The sequence below is a fragment of the Aquamicrobium aerolatum DSM 21857 genome, assembly GCF_900113935.1.
GTDB classification, from domain to species: domain Bacteria; phylum Pseudomonadota; class Alphaproteobacteria; order Rhizobiales; family Rhizobiaceae; genus Aerobium; species Aerobium aerolatum.
In genome coordinates this window covers 18,479-27,344 of record NZ_FORF01000026.1, presented here as the reverse complement: position 1 = coordinate 27,344, position 8,866 = coordinate 18,479, and the positions used below count along the sequence as shown (strand labels likewise).

Here is an 8,866-nt window from a genome sequence, read left to right as displayed (position 1 = left end):
CAAGGTCGGACGAGACGTATGAGGGGCCATTGTCAGAGAGCAACCGCGGTCGCTGCGCAACCTTTGCGCTGTCACAGCCGGACGCTTGCAGGGCCATGGTCAGCGTGTCGGTGACATCTCCCGCCTTCATCGTGGTGCATAGCTTCCAGGCGATGATGTATCGTGAGAAGTCGTCGAGCACAGTCGACAGATAGAACCAGCCCCAGCCGATGACCTTGAGATAGGTAAGATCAGTCTGCCACAGTTGGTTCGGTGCTGTCGTCTTGTCATGGAACTCGTCGGCGGCCTTGATGACGATGAAGGCCGGGCTGGTGATCAGATCATGCGCCTTGAGCAGGCGATAGACCGAGGATTCCGAGACGAAATAGCCCTTCGTGTCGGTGAATGTGACCGCCAGTTCCCGCGGCGACAGCTCCGGCTCGTTCAGCGCCAGCTCGACGATCTGGTCACGCACCTGATCGGGGATGCGGTTCCAGACCCGGTTCGGTCGGGGCCTGCGATCGTCCAGCGCATCGACGCCGCCGGCAAGGAAGCGGTCATACCAGCGATTGAAGGTCGAGCGCGGTATGCCGAGTTTCTGCAATGTGCGCCGCGCCGACAGGTGCGAGTTCTCGACCAGCCGGATGATCTCCAGCTTTTCGGATGCGGGGTATCTCATTCGTCGTCGCCCCCATCCGCGATCATGCTTTTTTTAAACAGCCGCAGTTCCAGCGCCTGCTCGGCGACGACTTCCTTGAGATCGCGTGCCTCTTTGCGCAGCACCTTTACTTCGTCACTGGTGGCGGCACGTGCTGTGTCGCCGGCAAGCCGCTTCTTGCCAGCCTCCAGGAATTCCTTCGACCAATTGTAATAAAGGCTCTCGGCAATCCCCTCACGCCGGCACAGCGCGGCGATCGACTCCTCACCACGCAATCCCTCCAGCACAATGCGGATCTTCTCTTCCGCACCATATTGCTTGCGGGTTGCACGGCGGATGTCCTTGATGACCTGCTGCGCAGGCGCTTTCCCTGTCCCGGATTTCTGTCTCATCTTCGCTCCTTTTGAAAGGCTACGATGAACCAGAAATCCTCCGTTCTCAGTTAAGCCAGTTTGGTACCATCAGCGCTGACGCCGGACACGCTCACCAATTTTCGTGGCATCGAGCTGCGCGATTTCCCGGCCGAGATCGCCCGGCTGGCGCTAATCATCGCCGAGTATCAATGCGACGTGCTCTATCGCGGCCAGAAGGAAGCACTGCGCGACTTCCTGCCACTCGATGCGCAGAACTGGATTTATTCGGGCAATGCGCTGCAGGTCGATTGGCTGAGCATCTGTCCGCCTACCGGCACCGTCGTGAAGCATCACGCCGAGGACTTGTTTCATACGCCGCTCGGCCAGGCGCAGATCGACTTCGAGAATGAAGGCGGTGAGACCTTCATTTGTGGAAATCCCCCGTACCTTGGATCATCACTTCAAACGGATGAGCAAAAATCTGAGCTGCGGTCGCTTTTCGAACGCTACACAAAAAATTGGAAGATCCTGGATTACGTCGCTGGCTGGTTCATGAAGGCGGCACAATTTGGGACGAAGACGAAATCAGTCGCGGCGTTCGTCGCAACCAATTCGATATGTCAAGGTCAGCATGTCCCGACGCTTTGGCCTCTCATATTTTCCACTCACCACAAGATAGCTTTTGCTCACTCCTCGTTTCGGTGGTCCAACCTAGCGAGTCACAACGCGGGAGTGACGGTGGTGATTGTCGGAATCTCGCAGGAAACTGGCAGGAAGCGTCATCTCTACACCGTCTCAGATGCAGGCGAAACGGTTCAGAAGGAAGTAGATAACATTAATGCCTACTTGGTTCCTGCGAATGATATCTACGTATGTGCGTCCTCAAGACCAATCAACGGACTTCCTTCGATGGACTACGGAAGTAAGCCCGCTGATGGCGGGGGGCTAATTATCAAACCCGAGGAATATCGATCGATAAAAGACACGAGTATCCGCCGTTTTATCAAACCGTATCTAGGTAGCGATGAGTACATTGATGGAAAACAAAGGTACTGTATATGGATACAGAAAGATGAATACGAAGAAGCATCAAATCACGCTTTGCTGAAAAAAAGGATCGATTTGGTTCGTGATTTCCGACAGGGAAGTACAAAAGCTAAAACACGTGACCAGGCAACGACGCCATATGCGTTTTCGGAGATCAGGCACGGTCGTTCATCGGAGGCAACAGCCCCACTGATAGTGCCAATCCACACCAGCGAAAACCGCAGCTACTTACCCGTCGGCGCACTGGTCGGAGGCGCTGTTGTTTCGAACGCCGCGTTCGGCCTATACGATGCGCCTCTCTGGACGATGGCCTTGATCGCCTCCCGCCTGCATCTTGTTTGGATTGCCACAGTTTGCGGGAAGCTGGAAACCCGATACCGATACTCTAACACCCTCGGCTGGAACAACTTCCCGCTGCCGCCGCTCACCGAGAAAATGAAGGCCGACCTCACCCGCTGCGCCGAGGATATCCTACTGGCACGCGAAGCACATTTTCCGGCAACGATCGCCGATCTTTATGACCCCGAGACCATGCCCGCTGATCTGCGTGCCGCCCACGAGCGCAACGACGAAGTGCTGGAGCGCATCTATATTGGCCGGCGCTTCAAGAATGATACCGAGCGCTTGGAAAAGCTTTTCGAGCTCTACACCAAAATGACGGCAGGAAAGGGAGCCAGCAAAAATAAGAAAGAGGGGGCGTACGCATGAGCAATCCAATCCATTCTGTACCATCGGTTTCTGTTACCTATGCCCGCACTGGAAGTTCAACCAAGGCTAACGAACTCGGCATGCGCCCGATGCAGGAGAAGGCCTTTGAGAGGCGCGGTGAGCAATATTTGTTGATTAAGTCGCCTCCAGCCTCGGGCAAGAGCCGGGCGCTCATGTTCATCGCTCTCGACAAGCTTGCTAATCAGGGATTGAAACAGGCGATCATCGTCGTGCCGGAAAAGTCGATCGGGTCGAGTTTCGCCGACGAACCGCTGACCAAGTTCGGCTTCTGGGCCGACTGGCAGGTCGAGCCAAAATGGAATCTCTGCAACGCGCCGGGCACTGATAATGGTGGGAAGGTGAATTCCGTCGGTGCGTTCCTGGAGAGCAGCGACAAGGTGTTGGTCTGTACCCACGCCACTTTCCGCTTTGCAGTAGATCGGTTTGGGGTTGAGGCTTTCGATGATCGACTGATCGCGATCGACGAGTTCCACCACGTCTCGGAGAATCCCGACAACAAGCTCGGCCAGCATCTCGGGCAGTTCATCGCCCGCGACCGCGTGCATGTCGTGGCAATGACAGGCTCCTATTTTCGAGGGGATGCTGACGCAGTGCTTGCTCCCGAGGACGAGGGCAAATTCGAGCCTGTCACCTACACCTATTACGAGCAGCTCAATGGTTACGAGCATTTGAAGCAACTCGATATTGGCTATTTCTTCTATGCCGGCACCTATACCGACGACATCCTCAAGGTGCTCGATCCGGCCGAAAAGACGATTGTGCACATCCCCAACGTTAATTCGCGCGAGAGCACGAAGGACAAGATCAAGGAAGTTGAGCACATCATCGAAGAGCTCGGCACTTGGGAAGGCACTGATCCCGCTACCGGCTTCCAGATGGTGAAAACTTCCGATGGACGGCGCTTGCGCATCGCCGATCTGGTGGACGACGATCCGGCCAAGCGTGATCGCGTTTCGGCCGCACTCAAGGATCCGTCCCAGAAGAACAACCGTGATCATGTCGATATCATCATCGCGCTGGGCATGGCGAAGGAAGGCTTTGACTGGATTTGGTGCGAGCATGCGCTGACTGTCGGCTATCGATCGAGCCTCACTGAAATCGTGCAGATCATCGGCCGCGCGACCCGCGATGCGCCCGGCAAGGCGCGGGCGCGGTTCAGCAATCTGATCGCCCAGCCCGATGCTACCGATGAAGCCGTCAACGAGGCGGTCAACGACACGCTGAAGGCGATCGCCGCCAGCCTGCTGATGGAACAGGTGCTCGCGCCCCGCTTCGAATTCAAGCCGAAGAACCCGCAAAACGAACCGACTCCCGGCTTCGACTATGGCGAGGAAGGGTATAAGCCGGGCGAAACTAATGTCGGATTCAATCACGACACTGGCCAGTTCCAGATCGAGATCAATGGCCTTGCCGAACCCAAGAGCAAGGAGGCCGAGCGTATCTGTCAACAGGATTTGAATGAGGTGATCGCCGCCTTTGTTCAGGACCGCAACACCGTCGGCAAGGGCCTTTTCGATGAGGAAATGATTCCCGAAGAGCTGACCCAGGTGCGCATGGGCAAGATCATCAAGGATCGTTATCCCGAGCTCGACGAGGCCGACCAGGAAGCAGTGCGCCAGCATGCGATCGCCGCTCTCAATCTTACGCAGAAGGCAAAAGAAATTGCAGTCAGCAGTGAGGATGAGCCAGGACCAAATACCGCCTTCGTGCAGGGCGTGCGTAAGTTCGCTATGGATGTTCGCGAACTCGACATCGATCTCATTGATCGCATCAATCCGTTCGGAGAAGCGCGCGCTATTCTCGGCAAGACGATGAGCGAGGAGAGCTTGAAGCAAATTCAGGCAATCATTAATGCCAAAAAGGTTAATCTCACGCCCGAAGAGGCTAGAGAACTCACACGGCGCGCCGTAAAATTCAAACAAGATCGGGGCCGTCTGCCTGACATCACAGCCGCTGATCCATGGGAGAAGCGCATGGCTGAGGGCGTTGCTTTCCTCGCCCGCATGAAGGCGGAGGCAGTCCGTGGCTAGATTCACCGACGAGGATGATGCGCTTCTTGCCGAGCTTGGGGTCGAGATCGAAACCAAGAAGCAGGCAGCGCGCACACCGCGCGAAGAGCGCATTATTGCTGGCTTCGAGGAAATCCAGCGCTTTGCGGAAGAACACGGCCGTCCACCCCAGCATGGAGAGGGCCGTGACATATTCGAGCGGCTGTATGCCGTGCGGCTGGACCGACTGAAAGAGCTGGAGGAATGCCGAAGCGTCTTGGAGCCCCTTGATCATCAGGATTTGCTGGGCGGAAACGTGGACACAGGGAGTGGCAGTCTAGATGATCTTGATGATGATGAACTCCTGGCCGAGCTTGGCATCGACATGGAAGCAGCTCCTGCTATCACCGAGCTTCGTTATGTGCGCTCAGCCGAGGAGAAACGTGCCGCTGAGGAGGTTGCCCGCCGCGATCGGTGTGAGGATTTCGAGAAGTTTAAGCCACTCTTCGAAAAGGTGCAGCGCGAACTGGATAGCGGAGAACGCCAGACGCGCGACTTTGAGCTTAAGGCCGAAATTCGTCCCGGCGCTTGGTTTATTGTCGGAGGCCAGAAGGCCTATGTAGCCGAGATGGGCGAAGTTACGCTTACTGAGCAGGGCCGCACCGACGCGCGGCTTCGGGTCATTTTCGACAATGGGACCGAAAGCAATATGCTCATGCGGTCTCTCCAGCGCGCATTAAACAAGGATGAAGCCGGGCGGCGTATCACTGACCCGATTGCCGGGCCGCTATTTTCCAGTGATCGCGAAGAGGACGACGAAGCGAGCGGCACCATCTACGTGCTCAGGAGCAAGTCAGATCATCCGACAGTCAGCGCAAATCGCGACTTGGTACATAAAATTGGTGTCACCAATCTCGCTGTCGAACAACGCATCGCCGGCGCTCGGCTCCAGCCAACATTCTTGATGGCAGACGTAGAAACTGTAGCCACCTATCAGCTATTCAACATCAGTCGCACTCGGCTCGAAAACCTAATTCACCGCGTCTTTGAGCCCGCGAAGTTAGACATCCAGATTGTTGATCGTTTTGGTCGGCCGGTCGTGCCACGCGAATGGTTTCTTGTACCGCTCTTCGTGGTTGATGAGGCTGTCGAAAAAATTAAGGATGGCACAATCACCGCCTATGTCTATGATCCGGAAAGCGCCTCTTTGAAGAGAGTGCCTAGTATGGCGTCATGACTATCCGATTCGCCGATATTTGGCGGATTGCCTCGCCGGAAGTCTACAAGCTGCACTTCGCCCGCTGGAATGGCGAGAACCAACCGCTTGAAGTGTGGGCACGCGACAAACAAGAATGGCAGGGCTGGCAAGAATACCGGCCCGCGCGTAATGACTTCAACCGACCTTTCATTTTCTCGCTTGTTCAGTTCTATCACGAACCGGATATCTGGCTGTTCGGAGGGGTTTTCCGCGTGGTTGCGCGGCATCCTGATCGATACGAGGTCGAACTCACCACGGAAGGCGAAAGCTTTCTGGGGCGGCTGAAACTGCGTTCTGGCTATCGCGAGCGCGCAACCCGGGTAAATTTTGAGAATCACTATCCCAACCTGGAGGTGCAGGAAATTCTGCGCGAACCCTATTCCGGGCGGTCCTTTCCTGGCTTCGAGAACATCGATCTGTCCTTCGAGGAACTTGAAACACTGGTACGCAATTCCCGCTCCGATTGGCAGGCAGCGCTTTCCAGCATCAAGGGCATTTATCTCATCTCGGATATCACAACGGGCAGGCGCTACATCGGATCAGCCTACGGCGACCAGGGCATCTGGTCGCGTTGGTGCGCCTATGTCTCCAGCGGCCACGGTGGAAATGTGGAACTTCGTGCCCTAGTAAACGATCCGACGTTGGAATATTGCCGCAAGGCATTCCGTTTTGCGCTTCTGGAAGCGCGCCCTGCGTCGGCGCCCGATGAAGTCATCCTTGGACGCGAGGCATTCTGGAAGCGCATTCTCCTGACGCGTGGTGAGTACGGGTTGAACCGAAATTGATGCCGGTATTGACCATCGGCATCGGCTACTTCGGCGCAGAAACGTCGACTGTGAAACTGAACGGCCTGCCGCCACTGGCCAATGTTGGTCGGTGGAAGCTATCAGAAAATTCGACCCGAGATTCTTTCTCTCACCGCTGCGCTACACAAAAGTACGGATAAAATGAAGAAAATAACCGTGCATTTACAGCGTCTTACAAATCCGTACCAAATCGACGTAGTCAGGAGGTTTGGAGAATTTTGGCAGAGAGAGAACGAAATGGACGTCTTAGCCAGACAGCGCAGTCAACAGCTTCGGCCCGAAAACCCGCAGTTCTACGCCGTTTCGGTGGCTATAAATCGAATCAGAGAATGATTCCAATAGGTTGAGTGGCGGAGAGGGAGGGATTCGAACCCCCGATGGGCTTGCACCCATGCCGCATTTCGAGTGCGGTGCATTCAACCACTCTGCCACCTCTCCGCGGGGCGTGGTCAGCCTTTCGGCGCGGCGCAGACATAGCCATTGTCGACGAAGACCACAAGCGAAAACTGCATGGTCCGGGCGATCATGCTTCCATAACCCACAAGCCTCCCGAAATATCGTGAAATAGCTGCGCTTCTTAAGAGAAAACAGGTGCTGCATCGCAACAAAAGTCGGGTTGCCAGCTTCCGAGCTTTGGTGTTTATGTGCGCCTCGAATGTTCCGCTGGGCATTCCACAACAGCTTCCGAATGCCGCAGCCCCCCTTTGACCCATGAGGCTCACGATGTCCGGCAAACTCAATTCCTCGTTTCTCACTGGGAACGCCCTGAGCCGCCGTGATGCGCTCAAAGGGATTGGAGCAGCAGCGGCGATGACCACAGCGCCGGGCTTTGTGCGCTATGCACAGTCCCAGCCCTCCACGCCGATACGCATCGGCTTCCAGGCGCATCGCACCGGCATCGGCGCTGCCTATGGGCGGTGGTATGAACGCACGACTGCGGCAGCTGTGAAGCTGATCAACGATGGCGGCGGCATCAACGGCCGACCAGTGGAGATCATCACTGAGGATGACGGTACCGATGCCGCGCGCGGTGCCGAGGTGGTCGAAAAATTCGCCAACCAGCACCACGTCGACATCGTCTATGGCACATTGTTCAGCCATGTCGTCGTCGGCTCGGCCCCCGCAGCCGGCGAACTGAAAATTCCCTATTACGTTGTCAGCGAAGGCTACCACGTTGCATCGGGGCAGATGAACCGCTGGGTGCTGCAGCCCGGCATCACGGATGTGCGCGCACAGTGCCACGCGGTGGCTCCGTGGATTTCGCAAAATGTCGGCAAGAAGGTCACGATGATCTATCCCGACTACGCATTTGGCCACGATCATCGCGATTTCTTTGCGCCGGCGATCGAGGCACAGGGCGGCGAAGTGATTGCCAAGATCGCCATTCCCCCGACGGAAACGACGTTTACCCGCTATCTTCCGCAAATCCCGCCGCAAACCGACGTAATTTACCACGTCATGGTGGGGCCTGCCGTGCTGACTTTTGTCAAGGAGTTGGGCGAGTTTTACGGCGGCGGCGGGCCAAAGCTGTTCGGTTTCATCGACTCACTGGAGGCCGTCGATCTCAGGAGCCCCGGTCTTGAGTTTCTTGAAGGCAGTCATTTCTGGGAAGGCATGGCACGCTATCGCCAGACGGACGCGAGTGAGCACGAGATCGCCTATCGTGACACGGTCGGTCTTGACGACAATGGTGCCAGTGTGAACGACAAGCGCGACGTCTCCACGGCCGGACATATGTTCGGCTGCTGGGAAACGCTCCACGTCATCAAGCAGGCGATGGAAGCGGCAGATTATAAGGGCCCCGAGGACCGGGCCAGGCTCGTCGAGGCGACAGAAGCTATTTCGGAACTGCCCGAGAGCCTTGCGCATCCGCAAGGTGACAAGATCTTCGACGGCAAGGTCCATCAGGTCTTTGGGCGCCAGAATATCTCGCTGGTCGAGAACGGCACCCTGAAAGTTGTCCACCGCACATCCATCGAGGATGGGCGCTACGAATCTGATACTGACTACACGACGCAGCCACTCTAGGCTGGGGCGCAGCGTCGCCT

Annotated in this window: 4 protein-coding genes, 1 tRNA gene and 2 pseudogenes; 5 read left to right on the top strand and 2 right to left on the bottom strand. The window is 56.4% G+C overall.

The features are described 5' to 3' along the window. Positions 1 to 1,029: pseudogene (locus BMZ42_RS16060) on the bottom strand (IS3 family transposase); the annotation flags it as partial. A gap of 90 nt (positions 1,030 to 1,119) precedes the next feature. Here BMZ42_RS16060 and BMZ42_RS16055 point away from each other — a divergent pair. From BMZ42_RS16055 to BMZ42_RS16040, 4 genes and pseudogenes are all read left to right on the top strand, one after another. Further along, a pseudogene (locus BMZ42_RS16055) lies at positions 1,120 to 2,745 on the top strand (class I SAM-dependent DNA methyltransferase); the annotation flags it as partial. Then, a complete protein-coding gene (locus tag BMZ42_RS16050; protein WP_091524513.1) occupies positions 2,742 to 4,796 on the top strand; it encodes a DEAD/DEAH box helicase in 2,055 nt (684 codons plus the stop codon). The pseudogene BMZ42_RS16055 and the gene BMZ42_RS16050, both read left to right, overlap by 4 nt. Then, positions 4,789 to 5,991, top strand: a complete 1,203-nt coding sequence (locus BMZ42_RS16045; RefSeq protein ID WP_091524510.1) for a GIY-YIG nuclease family protein — start codon at positions 4,789 to 4,791, stop codon at positions 5,989 to 5,991. Before BMZ42_RS16050 ends, BMZ42_RS16045 begins: the two co-directional genes overlap by 8 nt. Beyond that, positions 5,988 to 6,797: a GIY-YIG nuclease family protein gene (locus BMZ42_RS16040; protein WP_091524509.1), complete on the top strand. Its 810-nt coding sequence runs from the start codon at positions 5,988 to 5,990 to the stop codon at positions 6,795 to 6,797. Before BMZ42_RS16045 ends, BMZ42_RS16040 begins: the two co-directional genes overlap by 4 nt. A gap of 369 nt (positions 6,798 to 7,166) precedes the next feature. Here the strand turns inward: BMZ42_RS16040 and BMZ42_RS16030 are convergent. After that, positions 7,167 to 7,256, bottom strand: a tRNA-Ser gene (locus tag BMZ42_RS16030). A gap of 285 nt (positions 7,257 to 7,541) precedes the next feature. Between BMZ42_RS16030 and BMZ42_RS16025 the strand changes: the two genes are divergently transcribed. Continuing rightward, positions 7,542 to 8,846, top strand: a complete 1,305-nt coding sequence (locus tag BMZ42_RS16025) for an ABC transporter substrate-binding protein (RefSeq protein WP_091524503.1) — start codon at positions 7,542 to 7,544, stop codon at positions 8,844 to 8,846. Positions 8,847 to 8,866: the final 20 nt, after the last annotated feature.